Genomic DNA, 20,006 nt, shown 5'->3' with positions numbered 1-20,006 from the left:
AGAGACCGCCTCGAGAGGAGCCAGCACGCATGCACCCGGAACGGATCGAGAGCCCCGGCACGGTGACGCCGCTCAACGAGGAGGGTGCCGCCGGCCGCACCACGATCTCGTCGCTGGTCGTGCAGAAGGTGGCCGGGCTGGCCGCCCGCGAGGTCGCCGGAGTGCACGCCCTCGGCGGCGGCGGGGTGTCCCGCGCGATCGGCGCGCTGCGCGAGCGGATCCCCGGCTCCGGCACGGTGACCACGACGGGCGTGTCGGTCGAGGTCGGCGAGAAGCAGACCGCGATCGACCTCGACGTCGTCGTCGAGTACGGCGCCCGGATCACCGACGTCGCCCGCGCGGTGCGGCGCAACGTGATCACCGCGGTCGAGCAGATCACCGGGCTCGAGGTGATCGAAGTGAACATCGCCGTCAACGACATCCACCTGCCGGGCGACGAAGAGCCCGAGTCCACGCGGGTGGAGTGACCGCGCGCGGACCCGACGACCCGGAAGGCCGCGCGGCCTTCCGGGCGTTCGTGCGGGAACACCACCCGGACGTCGGCGGTGACCCGGCCGAGTTCGCGGCCGGGCTGGCCCGCTTCCGGGAATCCGCACCGGACACCCGCTTCGACGCCCCGATCTCCTTCGTGCGCCGCCGCCGGGGTCTCGCGGCACTGCTGTCCCGCTTCCGCCGCCGCGGGCGCCCGCCCCGCGTGCGGTGACCGCCCCGCCGGGGCAAGCTTCCCCCCATCGCCCGTCCAAGGAGGACATGTGAACGCAACGCAGACCGGGCTCCTGGCCGGGCTGGTCCTCGGCCTCGCCGCGACCCAGGGGTTCACCGCGTTCCTGGTGACCCTGGCCGTCGGGATCATCGGCCTGGTCGCCGGCCGGGTCCTCGACGGCGAACTCGACCTCGGCGAGCTCTTCGGCAAGGGCCGCGACAAGTGAACCGCGCCCTGGACGTGCCGCGCGAGCTCGCCGAACCGGCCGAACGCGGCACCCTCACCATCGGCCACGCGGTGGTGCGCAAGGTCGCGCAGCACGCCGCCGACCGGGTGCCGGGCACCGCGCCCGACGGCAAGAAGGGCGCGAAGGCCAAGGTCGGCGGCCTGGACAACGACGTCGACCTAGCGCTGGAGCTCGCCCTGCGCTACCCGGGCGCGGTCCGGGCGGTCGTCGGCGACGTGCGCGAGAAGGTCACCGAAGAGGTCGAGCTGATCACCGGCTACCACGTGCGGACGCTCGCCGTGACGGTGTCCGCACTGCTGCCCGCCGCCGCGCCGAGGGTGCGGTAGCCGTGCGCCCGTTCGTCCGCATCCTGGCCGCGCTGCTCGGCCTGGCCTTCGCGGCCGCCGGGGCGCTGCTCGCCCTCGAGGTCGGCTGGCACTGGTGGCGCCCGGGAGCGGCGCCGCTGGTGGTGCCGTGGCCGCGCTGGCAAGCGCAGCTCTCGGCACTGGGCTGGGACGCCTACGCGGTCCGCGTCGGTGCCGGGGTCCTCGCCGCCGCGGGCCTGGTGCTCGTCCTCTGCGCGCTGGCCGCCGGCAGCCGCGCGGTGCGGCTGACCGACCCGGGTGACGCGGTGAGCGTTTCGACGTCGCCGCGGTCGCTGGCCCGGCTGGTCGGGCTGACCGTGCGCGCGCAGGACAACGTCGCCGGCGCGTCGGTCACCGCGAGCGCCCGGCGGATCCGCGTCCGGGCGAAGAGCACCCTGGAAACCGAAGGCGAGCTGCGGCCGCGGCTGCTGGAAACCGTGTCCGCCCTGCTCGACGACGTCCCGCTGGCGCGGCGGCCGAAGGTCACCGTCGTCGTCGACTCGCCGAAGGACCGCCGATGACCAGGTCAGTCGCCGCGAAGGCGCTTTCCCGCTCCTACGCGGGCGAACGCGTGCTGACGTTCCTCGTCGGGCTGCTCGCCCTGCTCGGCGGGGCGCTCGCGCTCGTCGTGGGGTTCGGCGTGCTCGGCGAGTACCGCGGGCGGCGGCCGCTGCTGGACCCGCTGGCCGTCGGCTGGCTCGGGAGCCACGCGACGCCCGCGCGGATCGCCGCGATCGTGCTCGGCGTGCTGCTGTTCGTGCTCGGGCTGCGCTGGGCGCTGCGCTCGCTGCGCCCGGAACCGCGGCCGGACCTGGACCTCGACCGCACCGAAGGCGCCGAGCTGGTGGTCACCGCGGCGGCGATCGCCGACGCCGTGCGGGCCGACGCGGAAGGGCTCGACGGGGTCAGCCGCGCCCGCGTCCGCGCCGTCGGCTCGCGCACCGCCCCGGCGCTGCGCCTGACGCTGTGGCTGCACGAAGGCACCGACCTCAAGGCCGTGTGGGCCGGGCTGGACACACAGGTGCTGGCCAGGGCCCGGGAATCGCTCGGCCTCGACGCGCTGCCCACCGCCGTCCGCCTGGAACTCGACACGGCCCCGGCGAAACGCGTGCGCTGAGCCGGGGTTTTCCGCAGAATGCGCAGCATGCCCCTACCGCTGCAGCCGCCGCTGAAGCCGATGCTCGCCAAGCCCGCGAAGGCCATCCCGGACTCCCGCGGCCTGCTGTTCGAGCCCAAGTGGGACGGCTTCCGCTGCCTCGTCTTCCGCGACGGCGACGAGCTGTACCTGCAGTCGCGCGCGGAAAAGCCGCTCAACCGGTACTTCCCGGAAGCGGTGGCCCGGCTGCTGGAGGTCCTGCCGCCGCGGGTGGTGCTGGACGGCGAACTCGTCGTCGCGCGGGACGGGCGGCTGAACTTCGACGCCCTCACCGAGCGGATCCACCCGGCCGAAAGCCGGATCACGCTCCTGGCGGCCGAGCAGCCCGCCGAGTTCGTCGCCTTCGACGTCCTCGCCCTCGACGGCGACCTGCTGCTCGACGAACCGACGTCGGTGCGGCGCGACCGGCTCGTGGAGCTGGCCGGCGACCGGTTCCCGCTCACCCCGGCCACCACCGACCCGGCCACCGCGCGGCACTGGTTCGAGCTGTTCGAGGGCGCCGGTCTCGACGGCGTCATCGGCAAGCCCCTCGACGAGCCGTACACCCCCGGCAAGCGCGTGATGCTGAAGTACAAGCACGTGCGCACCGCCGACTGCGTGCTGGCCGGGCTGCGCTGGCACGTCGACGGCGGCCCCGGCGAACTGGTCGGCTCGTTCCTGCTCGGCCTGCACGACGAACAGGGCGTGCTGCACCACGTCGGCACGGTCGGGTCGTTCCCGATGCCCCGCCGCCGCGAACTGGCCGAAGAGCTGGCGCCGCTGGTCACCGACGGCGAAGACCACCCGTGGGGCGGGCGGGCTCAGGGGTCGGGGCAGCGCATCCCGGGCGGCATCACGCGGTGGCGCGCCACCGAGCACGAGTGGGTGCCGCTGCGGCCCGAGCGCGTCGTCGAAGTCGCCTACGAGAACACCGAAGGCGGCATGCCGTCGCGGTTCCGGCACAACGCGCGGTTCAAGCGCTGGCGTCCCGATCGCGAAGCCGCGTCGTGCGACTACAGCCAGCTCGAGGAGCCGGCGCGCTACGACCTCGACGCGGTGTTCCGCGGCCAGGTCGTGCGGACCCGCTAACCCTCGTCCCACACCGGCCGTGCGAAGCTCGGCTGGCCCCTGCCCTTGATCGTGCTCGACGTGAGGATCCCGCCCGTGCGCCGCCGCCGTTCCCGTGTCCTGGTCGCGCTGCTCGTCCTGGCCGCCGCCGCGGGGTGCGCCGCCGGGCCGTCGGTGCGCCCGGCGCTGGTCGAGAACGACGGGAAGACCACCGGCAGCACGCCGGCCGGGACGCCGTCGGTGCCGCTGCCGCCGCTGGCCGAACCGCAGTCGCCGTCGCTGAAGTGGGCCGACTGCGACGACGACACCCGGCAGCGGATCGGCACCCCCGCGGTCCCGGACAGCCTGCACTTCACCTGCGCGCGCGTCACCGCCCCGCTGGACGCCCCGGGCGAGCCCCGCCGGTCGCTGGTGCGGCTGCTGGCGCTGAAGGTGGGCAGCGGGCCGGTGCCGCTGGTGGTCGTCAACGACGTCGACGGCGAGCCGGGCACGGTGTACGCGGCGCGGCTGGCCGCGACGCTGCCGCCGGCGTTCCTGGAGAAGTTCTCGCTGGTGGGCGTGGACCGCCGCGGCACCGGGATGTCCGGCGCGGCCCAGTGCGTGCCGCCGGACATCCGCCACGACCTGATCGACGCCGACCCGGTCCAGGGCGGCCTGCAGGACGTGCTGGACGCGGCCCGCAAGGCCGGCCAGCAGTGCGCGATCGAGCTGGACGACTCCCAGACGGCGCTGGACAGCTGGCGCACGGCGGGCGACCTCGACGAGGTGCGCAAGCAGCTGGGCATGGAGCGCCTGAACGCGCTCGGCCGCGGCGACGGCTCGAAGGTGCTGGCCGAGTACGCGGTCCGCTTCCCCGGCCAGGTCGGCCGCGTGGTCCTCGACGGCGTCCCGGACCCGGGCGCGGACACCGCGGCGGTGCTCGACGCGGTCGCGGCCGGCGCGCAGTCCACATTGGACGCGTTCGGCACGGACTGCGCGTCCCGCGGCTGCGCGCTGGGCGACCCGAAGGCGGCCCTGGCGGCGTTGACCGAGCAGCTGCGCGCCACCACCCCGGCGACCGACGACGGCGTCCCGTTCGGCCCGGGGGTGGCGATGTTCGCCGTCTACTCGGGACTTTCGCAGCGCGCGCGCTGGCCGGAACTGGCGGACGCGGTGGTGGCGGCCCGCGGCGGGAACATCGCCCCGCTGGCGGCGTTCGCGGCACCGGTGCTGCACGACTCGCGCGCGCAGCCGTCGCGGATCGACGCGACGATCGCGACCCGGTGCAACGACAGCCAGTCCCGGCTGTCGGCGGACCAGCTCGACCAGGTGGTGGCCGGCATGCGGGCGAAGTACCCGCAGTTCGGCGCGGTGATCGCGCAGCAGCTCGCCTGGTGCGGACCGTGGCCGGTGCGCACGGAACCACTGCCGGCCCCGGGCGCCCCGGGCGCCCCGCCGATCCTGGTCGCCGCAACGGCCGCCGACCCGTCGACCCCGGGCGTGGGCAGCACGCGCGCGGCGGACCAGATGCCCTCGGCGGTGACGATCACGTGGCAGGGCGCGGGCCACGGAGCGGTGGGCGCTTCGCCGTGCGTGACCGACGCGGCGCGGGCGTTCCTGGTGGACGGGAAGATCCCCGCGAACGGCACCCTCTGCCCAGCCTGACGGCCCGGGCGGCGCCGGCCCGCCCACCCGACGGACGTCGCGAATGACTCATTGGGGACCTCGGAGGTCCCCAATGAGTCATTCGCGACCTCACTGGTCGCGGCTGAGTCGCGGGGCCCGCGGTCGGCGAGGCGGCCCCTTCGCGGTCAAGAGTCGTGGAGGCCGGTGTGGAGCCGGGCCGCCTCGCGGGTCAGGTGCTCGATCTCCGCCGCGTTCGTCGCCTTCCGGGCCGCCTCGACGTACAACTCCGCCGCCTTCGCCGGGTCGCCGTCGCGCTCGTGGAGGTACGCCGCCACCGCGGTGTACCGGGGCAGCGACGGGTCCAGCCCGGCCAGCGCGGCCAGGCCGGCCCGGGCCCCGTCGGCCTCGCCCACCGCCACCGCGCGGTTGAGCCGGACGACCGGGCTGTCCGTCAGCCGGGCCAGCTCGTCGTACCACTCGACGATCTGCACCCAGTCGGTCTCCGCCGCGGTCGGCGCGTCGGCGTGCAGCGCCGCGATCGCCGCCTGGGCCTGGAACTCGCCGAGGCGGTCGCGGGCCAGCGCGGCCTGCAGGATCGCGACCCCCTCGGCGATCAGCGCCGTGTCCCACAAGGACCGGTCCTGCGAAGCCAGCGGGACCAGGCCCCCGTCCGGCCCGGTCCGGCCGGCCCGGCGGGCGTGGTGCAGCAGCATCAGCGCGAGCAGCCCCGCCACCTCCGGATGGTCGATCGCCGCCGCCAGCCGGCGGGTCAGGCGGATCGCCTCCGCCGCCAGGTCGACGTCGCCCGAATACCCCTCGTTGAACACCAGGTACAGCACGCGCAGCACCGTCGCGACGTCGCCGGGCTCGTCGAACCGCACCCCCGAGACCGTCTTCTTGGCCCGGCTGATGCGCTGCCCCATCGTCGCCTCGGGCACCAGGTACGCCTGCGCGATCTGGCGCGTGGTCAGCCCGCCCACCGCGCGCAGCGTCAGCGCCACCGCGGACGACGGCGTCAGCGACGGGTGCGCGCACAGGAAGTACAGCTGGAGCGTGTCGTCCTCCGCGGGCACGTCCCCGGGCGCCACCTCGGCTTCGACGACGTCCTCCCGCCGGCGGCGGGCGCTGTCCGACCGGGTCTCGTCGAGGAACTTGCGCCAGGCGACCGTGACCAGCCAGCCCTTCGGGTCCCGCGGCGGGCCGTCCGCCCAGCCCGCGACGGCCTCGATCAGCGCTTCCTGGACGGCGTCTTCGGCCGCCGCGAAGGGGGCTCCCCGGCGGACGAGGATCGCCAGGACGGCCGGGGTGAGGCCGCGGAGCAGGACTTCGTCCACCGGGCCGGTCACTCCGTGATGGTCGGCAGCGGGGTCAGGCACGGGCGCAGCTCGAGCCACTCGTGGATCGGCTTCCCGCCCGCGCCCGGCGCCGCGGACAGCTCGCCGGCCAGCTCGAGCGCGCGCTCGTAGCTGTCGACGTCGATGATCATCCAGCCGGCGATGAGGTCCTTCGTCTCGGCGAACGGGCCGTCGGTGACCGGCGGGCGCCCTTCGCCGTCGAAGCGGACGAACGTCCCCTCGGGGGCGAGCCCCTGCTCCCCGACGAACTCGCCGGACTCCCGGAGCTTGGCCGCGAAGTCGCTCATGTACCGGATGTGCGCGGTGATCTCTTCGGGCGTCCAGCGGTCCATCGGCACGCAGTTGACTGCCTCCGGGGCGCCGCGGTAGTGCTTGAGCAGCAGGTACTTGGCCATCGTGGTGCTCCCTCGGTGGTGGGCGACCGGCGTTCCCGGCCGCCTTCACCCCGGGGACGGAGCCGGCTCCGGGTCTTCGACATCGCCTCCCGAATTTTTTCGGGGTCCGGGTGGCGGAGCCCCCGGCTCGGGGCGGAGCCCCGGGCAACGCCGAAGAAGATTTACTGGCGGTAGGACTCGACCTCGGAGACCGGGCGGGCCGCGGCGTCGTCCGGGTTCTCGTGGAACTCGGTCTTCGCCCGCCGCTGCCGCAGCAGGTCCCAGCACTGGTCGAGCTGCTGCTCGACCGCGGTGAGGCGGTCCTTGTCGCCGCCGCTCAGCCCCACGCCGACCGAGCGCGACCGGAGCTCGTGCTCCTCCGCGATCAGCTCGTCGATCCGGCCCAGGATTTCGCCGTCGGCCATCTGTGGTCCTCCTCTTCCGGGTTGCGCTGAAGCAGACGCTACCCCGGCCCCGGGAATTCCCGCCGCGCCCGGTTCGTTGACCGGGGCATGAGCACCGTTGAGCTGACTGCCGAGAACTTCGACCAGACGGTAAACGACAACGAGTTCGTCCTGATCGACTTCTGGGCGAGCTGGTGCGGGCCGTGCCGCCAGTTCGCGCCGGTCTACGAAAAGGCCTCCGAGAAGCACGACGACATCGTGTTCGCGAGCGTCGACACCGAAGCGCAGCAGCAGCTCGCCGCCGCCTTCGACGTCCGCTCCATCCCGACGCTGGCCATCATCCGCGACAAGACGCTGATCTACGCCCAGCCCGGCGCGCTCCCCGAGCCCGCGCTGGAAGAGCTCATCAAGCAGGCCCGCGACGTCGACATGGACGAGGTCAAGCGCAAGGCCGCCGAAGCCGAGGCCGAACAGGCCTGACCACCACCACACGACGAAGGCCGCCCCGCGGGGCGGCCTTCGTCGTGTTCAGGAGCGAGTCGCGAGCCCGCGCAGGAAGAACGCCAGGTTCGCCGGGCGCTCGGCCAGCCGGCGCATGAAGTAGCCGTACCACTCGTCGCCGTAGGGCACGTAGACGCGCATGCGCGAGCCCGAAGCCGCGATCCGCGCCTGCTCCTCCGGCCGGATGCCGAAGAGCATCTGGAACTCGTGGTCGTCGTCGGTCCGGCCGTTCTCCTCGGCCAGCGCGGCGGCGATCTCGATCATCCGCGGGTCGTGCGAGGCGACCATCGGGTAGCCCTGGCCCGCCATCAGGACGCGCAGGCAGCGGACGTAGGACTTGTCCACTTCGGACTTCTCCGGGAACGCCACCGACTCGGGCTCGGCGTACGCGCCCTTGCACAGCCGCACCCGCGAGCCGGGGCCGGACAGCTCCCGGCAGTCCTGCTCGGTGCGCCGCAGGTAGGCCTGCAGCACCGCGCCCACCCACGGGTACTCGCCGCGCAGCTCGCGCAGGATGCCGAGCGTCGAGTCCGTGGTGGTGTGGTCCTCCATGTCGAGCGTCACGGTGGCGCCGACCGCGTCGGCCGCCGCGCAGATCTTCCGCGCGTTTTCCAAGGCGACGTCCTCGCCGTTCGACGGCAGGAACTGGCCCACCGCCGACAGCTTCACCGAGACGTCGGCACCGGCCGCGAGACCTTCCGCGGCCAGCGCGGTCAGCACGGCTTCGTAGGCCGCGACGGTCGACGCGGCCTGCGCGGCGTCGGTGGTGTCCTCGCCGAGGTGGTCGAGGGTGATCCGGCGCCCGTCCGCGGCCAGTTCCCTGGCCACGCGGACGGCGTCGGCGGTCTCGGACCCGGCGACGAACCGGCGCACCACCGAACGCGTGGCGGGCACGGCCTCGACGAGCCGCCGGATGCCCTTCGACCGGGCGGCGGCGAGCAACGGGGCACGCAACATGACGGTGTCTCCCTCAGCCCTGGTGCGGGTAGCGGACGGCGGTCGGCGGGACGAACGTCTCCTTGATCGAGCGCGGGCTGGTCCAGCGCTGGAGGTTGAAGATCGAGCCCGCCTTGTCGTTGGTGCCCGAGGCCCGCGCGCCGCCGAACGGCTGCTGGCCGACGACGGCGCCGGTCGGCTTGTCGTTGACGTAGAAGTTGCCCGCGGCGAACCGCAGCGCCTCCGACGCCTTCGCCACGGCCGTGCGGTCGTTGGCGATGATCGCACCGGTCAGCGCGTAGGCGGCGGTCTCGTCGACGAGCTTGAGCACGGCGTCGAAGTCGCCGTCTTCGTAGACGTGCACCGACAGGATCGGGCCGAAGTACTCGGTCGAGAAGATCTCGTGCTTCGGGTTGTCCGACACCAGGATCGTCGGCTGGACGAAGTAGCCGACGCTGTCGTCGGCGGTGCCGCCGGTCAGCACCTCCACCGAGTCATCGGCTGCGACGCGCTCGAACAGCGCGGCGTGCTTGGCGAACGCGCGGGCGTCGATCACCGCGCCGCCGAAGTGCGACAGGTCGGTGACGTCGCCGTAGGTCAGTGCCTCGGTCTCGGCGACCAGGCCGTCCTTCAGCTTCGTCCACAGGCTGCGCGGGACGTACGCGCGCGAAGCGGCGGAGCACTTCTGGCCCTGGTACTCGAAGGCGCCGCGGACGAGCGCGGTGCGCAGCACGTCGAGGTCGGCGGACGGGTGCGCGAGCACGAAGTCCTTGCCGCCGGTCTCGCCGACCAGCCGCGGGTACGAGCGGTAACCGGCGATGTTCGCGCCGACCGTGCCCCACAGGTGCTGGAACGTCGCGGTCGAGCCGGTGAAGTGGATGCCGGCCAGGTCGCGGTGGGTCAGGGCGACCTCGGAGACGGCCTTGCCGTCACCCGGCAGCAGGTTGATGACACCCGGCGGCATGCCCGCCTCTTCGAGCAGCCGCATGGTGAGGTGCGCGGCGAACGACTGCGTCGGCGACGGCTTCCACAGGACCGTGTTGCCCATCAGCGCGGGCGCGGTCGGCAGGTTGCCGGCGATCGCGGTGAAGTTGAACGGCGTGATCGCGTAGACGAAGCCCTCGAGCGGCCGGTGCTCCATCCGGTTCCACACGCCCGCCGAGCTGACCGGCTGCTCGGTGAGCACGCGGCGGCCGAACTCGACGTTGAAGCGCCAGAAGTCGGCGAGCTCGCAGGCGGAGTCGATCTCGGCCTGGGTCGCGGTCTTGGACTGGCCGAGCATGGTGGCGGCGTTCAGGGTGGCGCGCCACTTGCCGGTGAGCAGGTCGGCGGCGCGCAGCAGGATCGCGGCGCGGTCGTCGTAGGACAGCGAGCGCCACTCCGGCGCGGCCTTCGCGGCCGCGGCGATGGCGTCGGTCGCGTCCTGCGCCGTGGCGCTGTGGATGGTGCCCAGCACGTGCTTGTGGTTGTGCGGCTGGACGACGTCGATCTTCTCGCCGCCGCCGGGACGCTGCTCGCCGCCGACGGTGACCGTCAGGTCGATCGGCTCCGCCTGGCCCAGCCGCTTGAGCGCACCCTCGAGTTCGGCGCGCTCGGCGCTGCCCGGCGCGTACGTCAGCACCGGCTCGTTCTTCGGGGCGGGGGTCTGGGTCACGGCGTCCACGGCGGCTCCTCTGCCATTCCTGCTACGTCTGGATGCCCCGAACGGTAACTCCGGACACGTCGGCGCGGCTTGTCCAACCGGCTAAAATCGCTCGTATGATCTTGGCCGATCGGATAACCCGGCGATGACGTCCCTGCGGCACGTGCTGGCGACCCTCGGCGAGCCCCTCGTCGAGGTCGTCGTGGCACCGCACGGCCTGGGCGTGCCGGTCTCCGACGTCGTGATCCTCGACCCCGAGGACCCCCTGGAAGCCTCGCCGGGCGACCTGGTGCTGGTGATCGGCGCGCGGGGGCGGGCGGCGGCCCCGGCCATCCGCGCGGCCGGGCGCGGCGGCGCGGCCGCGGTGGCGGTCAAGGGCGCGACGGGCGCCGACGTCGCCGCCGACGCGGGCGTCGCGCTGCTCACCGTCGGCACCGAAGCGCGGTGGGAGCAGGTCGAGTCGCTGGCCCGCGGAGTCGTCGAAGCGGCCCGCGCCGGCGGCGAGGCGGCCAGCGGCGAGGTGCTCGGCGACCTGTTCGCCCTGGCCCAGACCATCGCGACGCTCACCGGCGGCCTGGTCAGCATCGAGGACACCGCGAACCGCGTGCTCGCCTACTCGCGGGCGGGCGACGAGGTGGACGAGCTGCGGCGGCTGTCGATCCTCGGCCGCGAAGGCCCGGAACGCTACCTCGCGATGCTCCGCGAATGGGGCGTCTACCAGCGGCTGCGCGCCGGCGAGGGGATCGTGCGCATCGACGAGCGCCCCGAGCTGGGCATCCGGCGGCGGATCGCGGCCGGCATCCACGCCGGCAAGCAGCCGCTCGGCACGATCTGGGTCCAGGAAGGCGCCCAGCCGCTCACCGAACGCGCCGAGACGGCCCTGCTCGGCGCGAGCCGGACCCTCGCCCCGCAGCTCATCCGCGCCCGCACGCTGCCGAGCCCCGAACTGCGGCTGCGCGAGGACCTCCTGGCGAGCCTGCTGGAAGGGCGGCTCGACGCGGAGTCCGTCGCCGACGACATCGGCGCCGACCCGTCGCGCCCGGCCCAGGTGCTGGCGTTTTCGCTGGAGCGCTCGGACAACCGCCAGCTGCGGCGCGCCGAGCTGGTCCACCTGATCGCCGTGCACACGGCGGCCTACCGGCGCAGCGCGCTGGTGAGCGTGATCGGCGGCCGCGTCTACGCACTGCTGCCGGACCTGCCCGAGCACTCCGACGCGGCGGTGCTGGCCCTGGCGCGCGAGATCGCCGCCACCGCCCGGCGGCACCTGGACGTCCCGGTGCGGGTGGCGCTCGGCGGTGTGGTGCCGCGCCTGTCCGACGCGGCCGCGTCCCGGGGCGACGCCGACCGCGTGCTGGCGGCGATGGCGCGCGGGCACTGGGCCGCCGAAGTCGCCTCGCTGGCCGACGTCCGCGCCGAGGTGCTGCTGTCGGAGGTGCTGGCGTACCTGGGCGGGCAGCCGCGCATCCGCGACCCGCGCCTGACCGCGCTCACCGGACACGACGCCGAGCACGGCGGCATCCTCGTCCCGGCGGTCCTGGCCTGGCTGGACGCGTTCGGCGACGTCCGGGCGGCGGCGCGGGCGCTGAACATCCACCCGAACACCGTGCGCTACCGCGTCCGCCGCGCGACCGAGGTGTCCGGAGTGGACTTCGACGACCCCGCGCAGCGCATCCTCACTCAGCTGCAGCTGAGGCTGTAGACCCTGCTAGCTTCGCCGGCGTGGATCTCTTTTCGCGCACGTGGGCGGCGTTGCGCGCCGCGGTCGCCGCCCTGCCCGACGAAGACTTCGCGAAGCCGTCCGGCTGCCGGGGCTGGCTGGTCCGGGACCTGGTGTGCCACCTGGTGATCGACGCGCAGGACGTGCTGATCACGCTGGTGACGCCGGCTTCGGCCGCGGTCACGCACGACTCGGTGTCGTACTGGGCGGTGTCGGCCGAGCCGCCGACGGGCGACGACCCGCTGGACGCGCTGATCGTCCGGCTGGCGGCGGCGTACGAGGACCCCGCGCTGCTCAAGTTCCACCTCGACGACGTGGGTTCGGCGGCCGGCCGCGCGGCGGACCTGGCCGATCCGGGGATGCGGGTGTCGACGCAGGAGATGGTCCTGACCGCGGGCGACTACCTCTCGGCGTACGTGCTGGAGTGGACGCTGCACCACCTGGACCTGGTGGCCCACCTGCCCGCGGCCCCGCCGCCGCCCGCGGAAGGACCGGCCCGGACCCGGGCGATGCTGGAGGAGATCGCGGGGACGGCGTTCCCGGCGTCGTTCTCCGACACCGACGTCCTGCTGGTGGCGACCGGGCGGCGCGCCCCGGCGGCGGCCGAAGCGGCGGCACTGGGCGAGCTCGCCGGGCGGTTGCCGTTCGTTCTCGGGTGAGCGTCCGGAAATTGCCCCGCGGTAATTCTTCGACGCGATATCCGGGCACCGGGAAATCGGCTCACACGAGCGCGGGCAGTTCCGCCAATCGGGCGAGGGAATCGAGTCGCGCGGATTGGTCGTACGCGGCCGTCGTCACCAAAACCTCGTCGGCGCCCGCGGCCGCGATCACCGTCCCCAGCCGGTGCTCGACTTCGGCCGGGGTGCCGGAGATCTGGCTGTCGAGGGTCTCTTCGAGGCGGCGGCGTTCGCGGTCGGTCATCGGCGCGGCGAGGACGTCCGCCGGCGGGTCCAGCGGCGGGAAGACGCCGTGGGAGCGCGAATACACCGTCGCCCAGGCCTCCGAGACGAGCAGCCGCCGCGCGTCCGCCGCCGTGTCCGCGACGGCGATCGCCGTCGACACCACGACGTACGGCTCGAGCGCCCACGGGCTCGGCCGGAACCCGTCGCGGTAGCGCGTAACGGCTTCGGCCATGGCCCGTTCCCCGCGGACCGGCGCGATCACCAGCGGCAGCCCGAGTTCCGCGGCGAGATCGGCGCCGGAGCCGGTGGCCAGCAGGAACGGTGGCACGCGCAGCCCTTCGGCCGGGTAGGCGTGGACGCCCGGGTAGGCGTGCTCACCGGTGAAGAACCCGAGCAGCTCGCGCACCTGCGCGGCGAAGTCGTCGGCGGCTTCCTTGCCCTGCCCCAGCGCGGCGCGCACCCCGCCGGTGAAGCCGACCGACCGGCCGAGCCCCATGTCGATCCGGCCCGGGTGAAGCGCTTCCAGCACCCCGAACTGCTCCGCCACGACCAGCGGCCGGTGGTTCGGCAGCATGACCCCGCCGGTCCCGACGCGGATCCGCCGGGTCGCCCCGGCCACGGCGGCGGCCAGCACGGTCGGCGCGGACCCGGCGACCCCGGGCACGCCGTGGTGCTCGGACACCCAGAACCGGTGGTACCCCAGCCGTTCGACGTCGGCGGCGAAGGCGACGGTGTCCCGCAGCGCCCGCGCGGACCCGCCGTCGCGCCGCACGGGCGAGCGATCCAGCACGGAGAACCTCACGCGAAGTGCAACGCGCGCCCCGCGGCGGGATTCCCGTCAGGGCCGCCAGCGCTCGCTGTAGTCCGCGTGGTCGGCGTAGGGCAGGGCCAGCAGGCGCAGCGTGAGGCACCAGTTGGAGCCGGCCTCGTCGGCGGGCACGTGGCAGGTCTCACACCAGTATTCGCTGCCGTAGAGCGGAAAACCGGGCACCTTCTCCGACACGGTGGTGCGGTGGGCGAGCAGGATCCGCCGGGTCGCTTCGATCTCGTTGATCATCTGGTTGACCGCGTCCAGGTCGAGATCGCTGAGCCCGCGGATCTTCTGCTCCACGGCGACCTTGGTCTCCCCGCGGTTCATCGCGTCGCCGGCCTTCGCCTTGTTGACGGCCTGCATGATCAACGCCTGCCGTGCGCCCACGCGCGCGGCGAGGAATGCGATCAGGTCGTCCACGAGGGCCTCCTTCCGGGAACCCGCTCCCCGGCCCGGCCCGGGGAGTCATCGATTCGGGACCGCACGTTACGCCAGCGAAGCCGGTGATCGTGATCTCGAAGAAGGCCGTGCACCATTTGTGACCCGAAAGGCGACAGCGGGCGCCCGCGTGATCACTCCGCGTTCGGGCGGGTATTTCGCGGGGGCCGATTAAAGCTTCGACGGAGTGGTGCTCGACACGGATGTGCCGCTCGTTACAGGGGGTGTCGGACGGGGGTGTTTCCGCCCCGCTCGGTGACGAGCGGAGCGGCCGCCTCACTCAGTCCGGGCGGGCCTTGCTCGGCTGCACCCGCTTCGGCTCCCCCGGCATCTTCGGGTAGTCCGGCGGGTACGGCATGTCCCCCAGCCCCTCGTCCCGCAGGTCGCGCTCGTACCACTCCAGTGCCGTCTCCAGGCCGAACGCCTCCGCGTCCATGCCCGCGTGCAGGTCGCCGTGCGAAGCCAGGAACGCCGGGATCGTCAGCACGTCGAAGTCGTCCGCGTCGACCTCGTCCAGCAGGTCCCAGGTCAGCGGGGTCGAGACCGTCGCCCGCGGGGTGCCGCGGACCGACCAGGCCGACGCCACCGTGCGGTCGCGCGCGGCCTGGTTGTAGTCGAGGAAGACGCGGCCGCCGCGTTCCTCCTTCCACCACGCGATCGTCGCCTTCTCCGGGATCCGCCGCGCGACCTCGCGGCCGAGCGCGATCACCGCGTGGCGGACCTCGATGAAGTCCCACTCCGGGCGGATGCGGACGAGGACGTGCACGCCGCGGCCGCCGGACGTCTTCGGGTAGCCGGTCAGGCCCGCGTCCGCCAGAACCTCGCGGACCACCCGCGCGACCTCGACCGCGTCCGCGAAGCCGGCCCGGTCCGGCGGGTCGACGTCGATGCGGAGCTCGTCCGGGTGGTCGGCGTCGGCGCGGCGGACCGGCCACGGGTGGAAGTCGAACGTCCCCAGGTTGGCCGCCCAGGCGAACACCGCGGGCTCGGTCGGGCACACCTCGGCGGCCGTGCGGCCCGACGGGAAGGTGATCTCGGCGGTCTCGACCCACGGCGGCGCGCCCTTCGGCACGCGCTTGGCGTAGAACCACTCGCCTTCGACGCCGTCGACGTAGCGCTTCAGCGTGGTCGGCCGCTCGCCGATCGCGCGCAGCAGCGGCTCGCCCACGGTGATGTAGTGCTCGACGACCTGGCGCTTGGTGATGCCGCGCTGGGGGAAGTACACCTTGTCCGGGCTCGAGACGCGGACCGTCCGCCCGCCCACCTCGTACTCGACCGGGTTTCCGTGCTTCGGCATGCGGCCACGCTAGCGGTGATCGCGTGCGAAGCCGCTGCGGAGCAAGCTGCCGCAACTTTGCCGAGACCCTGACGTCGGGCGCGGTGAACGACCCGTTCATGACCCTCGCGGGTCAGTACTGCCGATGAGGTCGGGTGGTACTGGCCGCTGTGGCGTCGCGAATGACTCATTGGGGACCTCGGAGGTCCCCAATGAGTCATTCGCGACCTCGGCAGAGCCGGGCCCGACCAGGCCGGGGAGCCGCCGGACCGGCCCCGGTAAGCTCGAACGGGTGTCCGGCCGCACCAAGCTGATCTGCGCGCTCGCCGTGCTCGCCGTCTTCGCGGCGGCCGCGGTGCTGCTGCCGATCCCCGGTCCGGCCGAGCTGCGGGCCTGGGCGGCCACCACCGGTGCCGCCACGCCGCTCGTGCTGCTCGTCGCCTACTCGCTGCTCACCGTGGCGCCGATCCCGCGGACCGTGTTCAACCTCGCCGCCGGGCTGCTCGTGGGCACCGCGGCCGGGATCGCGATCGGGCTGGTCGCCACCACCATCGCGGCGGCGCTGTCCTTCGGGCTGGCCCGCCTGCTCGGGCGTGACCTCGTCACCCGCCACCTGCACCGATCCGCCGTCCGGGCCGTGAACGACCGGCTGTCCGACGGCGGTGTCCTCGCGATCACCTCGCTGCGGCTGATCCCGGTCGTCCCGTTCGCGCCGTTCAGCTACCTCTGCGGCGTGTCGTCCGTGCGGCCGGTCCCCTACCTGGCCGGTACGCTGCTGGGAAGCGTGCCCGGCACCGTCGCCGTGGTCGTCCTCGGCGACGCCCTGACCGGCGGAACGCCACCGGCGCTGCTCGTCTGTTACGGCGTGTTCGCGCTGGCCGGGGCGATCGGCCTGGTCCGGGTGTTCCGGAAACGGGCCCCGGTGCCCGAACCGGAGCCCGCCGGTCCGGCTGGCTGACGCGAAGAGCACCGGGCCGACCGCTACACTCGATCGGGTGCGCGAAGCGGAAACGCGCTGAGCAGGATCACCACCACCGGGAATTTCGTCAGGAGCAGTCGCCATCGACACCGGTCAGCTGATCGCGGGGCACTACCGCCTCGTCGAGCACATTGGTAGCGGTGCCATGGGTGTCGTGTGGCGCGCCACCGACGTGCGCCTCGAGCGCACCGTCGCGATCAAGCAGATCCTGCCCCAGCCGGGCGTCTCCGAGACCGAGCGCGACAACATGCGCCAGCGCGCGATGCGCGAGGCGAAGAACGCGGCCCGGTTCCAGCACCCGAACGCGATCGTGGTGTTCGACATCGCCGAGCACAACGGCGACCCGTGCCTGGTGATGGAGTACCTGAACGGGCCCAGCCTCTCCACGATCCTGTCCGAGGAGGGCACGCTGCCCCTCGGCCGCATCGCCCGGATCGGCGAGCAGGTCGCGTCCGCGCTGGTGGCCGCGCACCGCGCCGGGATCGTCCACCGCGACGTCAAGCCCGGCAACATCCTGATCGACGAGACCGGCACCGCGAAGATCACCGACTTCGGCATCTCGCGCGCGGCGGGCGACATGACGCTCACCGCGACCGGCCTGATCGGCGGCACGCCCGCCTACCTGGCGCCCGAGCTGGCGCGCGGCGCCGACCCGGTGCCCAGCTCCGACGTCTTCGCCCTCGGCGCGACCCTCTACCAGGCGATCGAGGGCACCACGCCGTACGGCAACACCACCAACCAGCTCGCGCTGCTCTACGCGGCCGCGAACGGCCAGATCAACCCGCCGGTCCAGGCGGGCGCGGCCACCGCGCTGCTGATGAGCCTGCTGCGCAGCGAGCCGGGCGAGCGGCCGAGCATGGCCGAGGCCCGCGAGCGGCTGGCCGCGCTGGCCCGCACCGAGCCGGGCGGCATGTCGGCGTCGCCGCCGCTGCTCTCGGGTGGCGCGGGCCGCAAGCCCGCCGCGCCCGCCGAGGCCGGCGACCGCCCGCCGTGGCAGCGGACCGACCAGCCCGCGCCGTCGTCGCCGCCGGTCGGCACGCCGGTGCCCGCGGGCAAGGCGCCGTCGAACCCGCCGCGCCCGACCGCGGCGTTCATGCCGATGCGGTCGCCGGCCGCGCCGCCGAACACCCCGCCCAGACCGATGCCCGCGGCCGCGCCGACGGCCAGGGCGCCGCAGTACTCGTCGAGCCCCGCGAAACCGGACAACAAGCGCAAGTACGCCCTGTTCGCCGGGGCGGGCGCCGCGGTCGTCGTGGTCGCGGTGGTCCTGTTCCTGGTGCTGAACTCCGGCAGCGGCGGCTCCGGCGGCGACCAGACCGCCCAGTCGCCGGGCACCCAGCCGACCGCGGGCCAGACGACCCCGAAGAGCGGGCAGAGCAGCGCGACGAACGCCCCGGCGGCGCTCGGCAAGACCGTCCCCGAGGGCAAGATCACCGACTTCCAGTCCGCCGGTCTCGCCATCACCGGGTTCTACGACAACCCCGCCGGCGGCTGGGCGAAGCTGACCCCGGCCGCCCAGCAGGTGTACGGCAGCGAGCAGGCCTTCGCCGACTACTGGGCGAACAACAAGGTCAACACCTACGTGAGCGCCCGCGCCGACAGCGGCGGCTCGAACTCCGACGGTTCGATCACGATGAACCTGACGGTCAACGGCACGCGCAACGGCTACCGCATCGTCATGAGCGGCGGCCGGCTGCTGATCGACGCCGACACCCGGCTCGGCCAGCACGACGCGGCCGGCTCCGGCTACTGAGACTTAACGCGCCGCTGGTGGGCTGACGGGCGCCGATGGCCTACCGTGGGGGTATGGCCGAGAACGGAGCTTCGCTGCCGGGCCAGAATCCTCGCTTCCACGAGGACCTGGTCGGCCTGGACCCGTACGACCCCGAGGCGCGCGCGTTCGCCGAGCACCTCGACCGGATCGAGCGCTGCGGACCCAACTACACCATCGAAGCCGCGCTGGACGGCGTGGCCGACTTCGCGGACTCCAGCAACCGCCTCGGCGGGCTGCGCTACTGGGTGTCGGCCCTGATCGTGGTGCTCATCGTGCTCGGCGTGATCGTGACCGCATGGGACATCGTGGTGCACGCCCTCGCGTGGCTCGCGGCGTAACGTGGATCGGGTGAAAGGTATGAAACCCGTTGTCGGCGCGACCCCGCGCGTCGTGAAGTCCGAGCAGGAATGGCGGCAGCAGCTCAGCCCCGACGAGTACGCCGTGCTCCGCCAGGCGGGGACCGAACGGCCGTTCACCGGTGAGTACACCGACACGAAGACGACCGGCGTCTACGAGTGCCGCGCGTGCGGTGCGGAGCTGTTCCGCAGCGACACGAAGTTCGAAAGCCACTGCGGCTGGCCGTCCTTCTTCGACCCGGCGGACTCCGACGCCGTGCTGCTGCGCGAAGACCGCGCCATGGGCATGAAGCGGATCGAGGTGCTCTGCGGCTCCTGCCACAGCCACCTCGGGCACGTCTTCGAGGGCGAGGGCTACCCGACCCCGACCGACCAGCGCTACTGCATCAACTCGATTTCGCTGAAGCTGGTCCCCGAGTCGTAAAAACCGCCAGCCTAAATCCTCCTTAAGCGAGCAACCGGCCGCCCTTCCTCGAACGTAGTCTCCGCACACGGACGAGGGAGGGCGGACTCATGACCGACACCTGGGGCATTCCGGGACCGGTGTTCGCGGGCCTGTACCTGGCCCTGCTGCTCCTCACGGCGCTGGCCGCGGGGGTGCGCGGGGCATTGCTGGCGCGGGGGCGCGCCGGCGGGGCGCCGGAGCGGGCCGAAGAACTCGCGTTGCTGACCGGCGGCCGCGAGCGGCTCGGCGAGCTGGTCGTCGCGCGGCTGCTGGAACGGCAGGCGGTCCGGATGGACGGCACCGGGCGCCTGCACCGCGTCCGCGGCTCGGCGCCGGACGACCTGGGCCGGGCCGCGCTGGCGCGGATCGGCAAGACCGGCACGACCGTCGACCGGGTGCGCGCCGAGGTGCGCGCCCACCCGTCGGCGACCGGGCTGGAGGCCGGGCTGACCGCCCGCGGCCTGCTCACCGACGTGCGGAAACTGCGTCTGACCTGGGTGTTCGCCGCCGTCGCGTACTGGGCGCTGTTCGTCTTCGGCGTCGTCCGGCTGATCGCCGGGTCAGCGACCGGCCACCCCGTCGGCTTCCTGCTGGGCCTGCTCGCGCCGAACGTCGTCGCGGCCGTGTTCACCACGGTCCGCGCCGCGAAGAAGCGCGAGGTGAAGGCCACCGCCGCCGGCCGGGCCGCCGCGGAAGAGGCGCGCCGCACCGCGACGCTCACCGCGGGACCGGCCGGGGCCGTCGCCTCGGGCGGGTTCGGCGAGCACCCCGACAAGGACGTCCGGCTGGCGGTCAGCCGGGCCACGCAGCAGTCGACGGCGCGCGCCTACCGCCGGTCGCGCACCCGCTGGGCAAGCGCCGGGGGCGGCGCCGCCGTCGGCTACTACGGCGGCAGCTCCTGCGGCGGCGGGGGTGGCAGCTCCTGCGGCGGTGGCGGCGGGGGTTGCGGTGGTGGTGGCGGCGGGGGCTGCGGCGGTTGAAACGCCGACGCGAG

General features: G+C 73.6%; 24 protein-coding genes. 16 read left to right on the top strand and 8 right to left on the bottom strand.

Translation table 11 applies throughout. The annotated features are described in order from the left end of the window. Positions 1-29: 29 nt before the first annotated feature. The 8 genes from AB5J73_RS26190 (at position 30) to AB5J73_RS26155 (ending at position 5,141) form a co-directional block, all read left to right on the top strand. Positions 30-467, top strand: a complete 438-nt coding sequence (locus AB5J73_RS26190; protein ID WP_370961319.1) for an Asp23/Gls24 family envelope stress response protein — start codon at positions 30-32, stop codon at positions 465-467. Further along, positions 464-703 (top strand): hypothetical protein, encoded by a 240-nt coding sequence (locus tag AB5J73_RS26185; RefSeq protein ID WP_370961318.1) that lies wholly within the window; start codon positions 464-466, stop codon positions 701-703. Before AB5J73_RS26190 ends, AB5J73_RS26185 begins: the two co-directional genes overlap by 4 nt. Positions 704-752: 49 nt before the next feature. Further along, complete coding sequence (locus tag AB5J73_RS26180; protein WP_086865721.1) at positions 753-929, top strand: hypothetical protein; 177 nt, start codon at positions 753-755, stop codon at positions 927-929. After that, complete coding sequence (locus AB5J73_RS26175; protein WP_370961316.1) at positions 926-1,276, top strand: hypothetical protein; 351 nt, start codon at positions 926-928, stop codon at positions 1,274-1,276. Before AB5J73_RS26180 ends, AB5J73_RS26175 begins: the two co-directional genes overlap by 4 nt. Before the next feature lie 2 nt (positions 1,277-1,278). Then, positions 1,279-1,815 carry a DUF6286 domain-containing protein gene (locus tag AB5J73_RS26170; protein ID WP_370961315.1) on the top strand — a complete coding sequence of 179 codons (537 nt, stop codon included), beginning with the start codon at positions 1,279-1,281 and terminating at the stop codon, positions 1,813-1,815. Further along, complete coding sequence (locus AB5J73_RS26165) at positions 1,812-2,411, top strand: alkaline shock response membrane anchor protein AmaP (RefSeq protein ID WP_370961314.1); 600 nt, start codon at positions 1,812-1,814, stop codon at positions 2,409-2,411. Before AB5J73_RS26170 ends, AB5J73_RS26165 begins: the two co-directional genes overlap by 4 nt. 27 nt (positions 2,412-2,438) lie before the next feature. Continuing rightward, a complete protein-coding gene (locus tag AB5J73_RS26160; RefSeq protein WP_370961313.1) occupies positions 2,439-3,518 on the top strand; it encodes an ATP-dependent DNA ligase in 1,080 nt (359 codons plus the stop codon). A gap of 75 nt (positions 3,519-3,593) precedes the next feature. After that, positions 3,594-5,141 (top strand): alpha/beta hydrolase, encoded by a 1,548-nt coding sequence (locus AB5J73_RS26155; RefSeq protein WP_370973333.1) that lies wholly within the window; start codon positions 3,594-3,596, stop codon positions 5,139-5,141. 146 nt (positions 5,142-5,287) lie between these two features. Here the strand turns inward: AB5J73_RS26155 and AB5J73_RS26150 are convergent, their stop codons facing one another. The 3 genes from AB5J73_RS26150 to AB5J73_RS26140 form a co-directional block, all read right to left on the bottom strand. Next, positions 5,288-6,436, bottom strand: a complete 1,149-nt coding sequence (locus AB5J73_RS26150) for an RNA polymerase sigma factor (RefSeq protein ID WP_370973331.1) — start codon at positions 6,434-6,436, stop codon at positions 5,288-5,290. An 8-nt stretch (positions 6,437-6,444) separates the two neighbouring features. Then, on the bottom strand, positions 6,445-6,852 hold the full coding sequence (locus AB5J73_RS26145; RefSeq protein WP_370961312.1) for a YciI family protein: 408 nt from the start codon (positions 6,850-6,852) through the stop codon (positions 6,445-6,447). Between the two features lie 161 nt (positions 6,853-7,013). Beyond that, the gene (locus AB5J73_RS26140; protein WP_003068842.1) at positions 7,014-7,256 is read right to left on the bottom strand and encodes a DUF2630 family protein; all 243 of its coding nucleotides are present in this window, start codon (positions 7,254-7,256) and stop codon (positions 7,014-7,016) included. Between the two features lie 87 nt (positions 7,257-7,343). Between AB5J73_RS26140 and trxA the strand changes: the two genes are divergently transcribed. Continuing rightward, positions 7,344-7,715, top strand: coding sequence for a thioredoxin (gene trxA / locus AB5J73_RS26135; protein WP_086865313.1), 372 nt, complete (start codon positions 7,344-7,346; stop codon positions 7,713-7,715). A 48-nt stretch (positions 7,716-7,763) separates the two neighbouring features. On the opposite strand, the gene AB5J73_RS26130 is transcribed toward trxA, so the two are convergent. Beyond that, positions 7,764-8,693, bottom strand: a complete 930-nt coding sequence (locus tag AB5J73_RS26130; protein ID WP_370961311.1) for a proline dehydrogenase family protein — start codon at positions 8,691-8,693, stop codon at positions 7,764-7,766. A gap of 13 nt (positions 8,694-8,706) precedes the next feature. Next, complete coding sequence (pruA, locus tag AB5J73_RS26125) at positions 8,707-10,335, bottom strand: L-glutamate gamma-semialdehyde dehydrogenase (RefSeq protein ID WP_370961310.1); 1,629 nt, start codon at positions 10,333-10,335, stop codon at positions 8,707-8,709. A 124-nt stretch (positions 10,336-10,459) separates the two neighbouring features. On the opposite strand from pruA, the gene AB5J73_RS26120 reads away from it, so the two are divergent. Further along, positions 10,460-12,013, top strand: coding sequence for a PucR family transcriptional regulator (locus AB5J73_RS26120; RefSeq protein WP_370961309.1), 1,554 nt, complete (start codon positions 10,460-10,462; stop codon positions 12,011-12,013). Positions 12,014-12,033: 20 nt separating this feature from the next. Then, the gene (locus tag AB5J73_RS26115; RefSeq protein ID WP_370961308.1) at positions 12,034-12,690 is read left to right on the top strand and encodes a maleylpyruvate isomerase N-terminal domain-containing protein; all 657 of its coding nucleotides are present in this window, start codon (positions 12,034-12,036) and stop codon (positions 12,688-12,690) included. A 61-nt stretch (positions 12,691-12,751) separates the two neighbouring features. Here the strand turns inward: AB5J73_RS26115 and AB5J73_RS26110 are convergent, their stop codons facing one another. The 3 genes from AB5J73_RS26110 to AB5J73_RS26100 all read right to left on the bottom strand — a co-directional run bounded on the left by AB5J73_RS26110 (position 12,752) and on the right by AB5J73_RS26100 (position 15,479). Then, the gene (locus AB5J73_RS26110; protein ID WP_370961307.1) at positions 12,752-13,723 is read right to left on the bottom strand and encodes an LLM class flavin-dependent oxidoreductase; all 972 of its coding nucleotides are present in this window, start codon (positions 13,721-13,723) and stop codon (positions 12,752-12,754) included. A 48-nt stretch (positions 13,724-13,771) separates the two neighbouring features. After that, positions 13,772-14,164: a DUF6221 family protein gene (locus AB5J73_RS26105; RefSeq protein WP_370961306.1), complete on the bottom strand. Its 393-nt coding sequence runs from the start codon at positions 14,162-14,164 to the stop codon at positions 13,772-13,774. Between the two features lie 298 nt (positions 14,165-14,462). Next, entirely contained in the window at positions 14,463-15,479 is a 1,017-nt protein-coding gene (locus tag AB5J73_RS26100; protein ID WP_370961305.1) for a DNA polymerase domain-containing protein, read from the bottom strand. A gap of 271 nt (positions 15,480-15,750) precedes the next feature. On the opposite strand from AB5J73_RS26100, the gene AB5J73_RS26095 reads away from it, so the two are divergent. From AB5J73_RS26095 to AB5J73_RS26075, 5 genes are all read left to right on the top strand, one after another. Continuing rightward, a complete protein-coding gene (locus AB5J73_RS26095) occupies positions 15,751-16,416 on the top strand; it encodes a TVP38/TMEM64 family protein (protein ID WP_370961304.1) in 666 nt (221 codons plus the stop codon). Positions 16,417-16,534: 118 nt separating this feature from the next. Further along, positions 16,535-18,190 carry a protein kinase gene (locus tag AB5J73_RS26090; protein ID WP_370973329.1) on the top strand — a complete coding sequence of 552 codons (1,656 nt, stop codon included), beginning with the start codon at positions 16,535-16,537 and terminating at the stop codon, positions 18,188-18,190. 53 nt (positions 18,191-18,243) lie between these two features. Next, positions 18,244-18,549 carry a hypothetical protein gene (locus AB5J73_RS26085; RefSeq protein WP_370961303.1) on the top strand — a complete coding sequence of 102 codons (306 nt, stop codon included), beginning with the start codon at positions 18,244-18,246 and terminating at the stop codon, positions 18,547-18,549. A 19-nt stretch (positions 18,550-18,568) separates the two neighbouring features. Then, positions 18,569-18,991, top strand: coding sequence for a peptide-methionine (R)-S-oxide reductase MsrB (msrB, locus tag AB5J73_RS26080; RefSeq protein ID WP_370961302.1), 423 nt, complete (start codon positions 18,569-18,571; stop codon positions 18,989-18,991). Positions 18,992-19,080: 89 nt separating this feature from the next. Beyond that, a complete protein-coding gene (locus tag AB5J73_RS26075; protein WP_370961301.1) occupies positions 19,081-19,992 on the top strand; it encodes a TIGR04222 domain-containing membrane protein in 912 nt (303 codons plus the stop codon). Positions 19,993-20,006: the final 14 nt, after the last annotated feature.

Source organism: Amycolatopsis sp. cg9 (assembly GCF_041346945.1).
GTDB lineage: Bacteria > Actinomycetota > Actinomycetes > Mycobacteriales > Pseudonocardiaceae > Amycolatopsis.
This window is presented reverse-complemented; position numbering and strand designations above follow the sequence as displayed.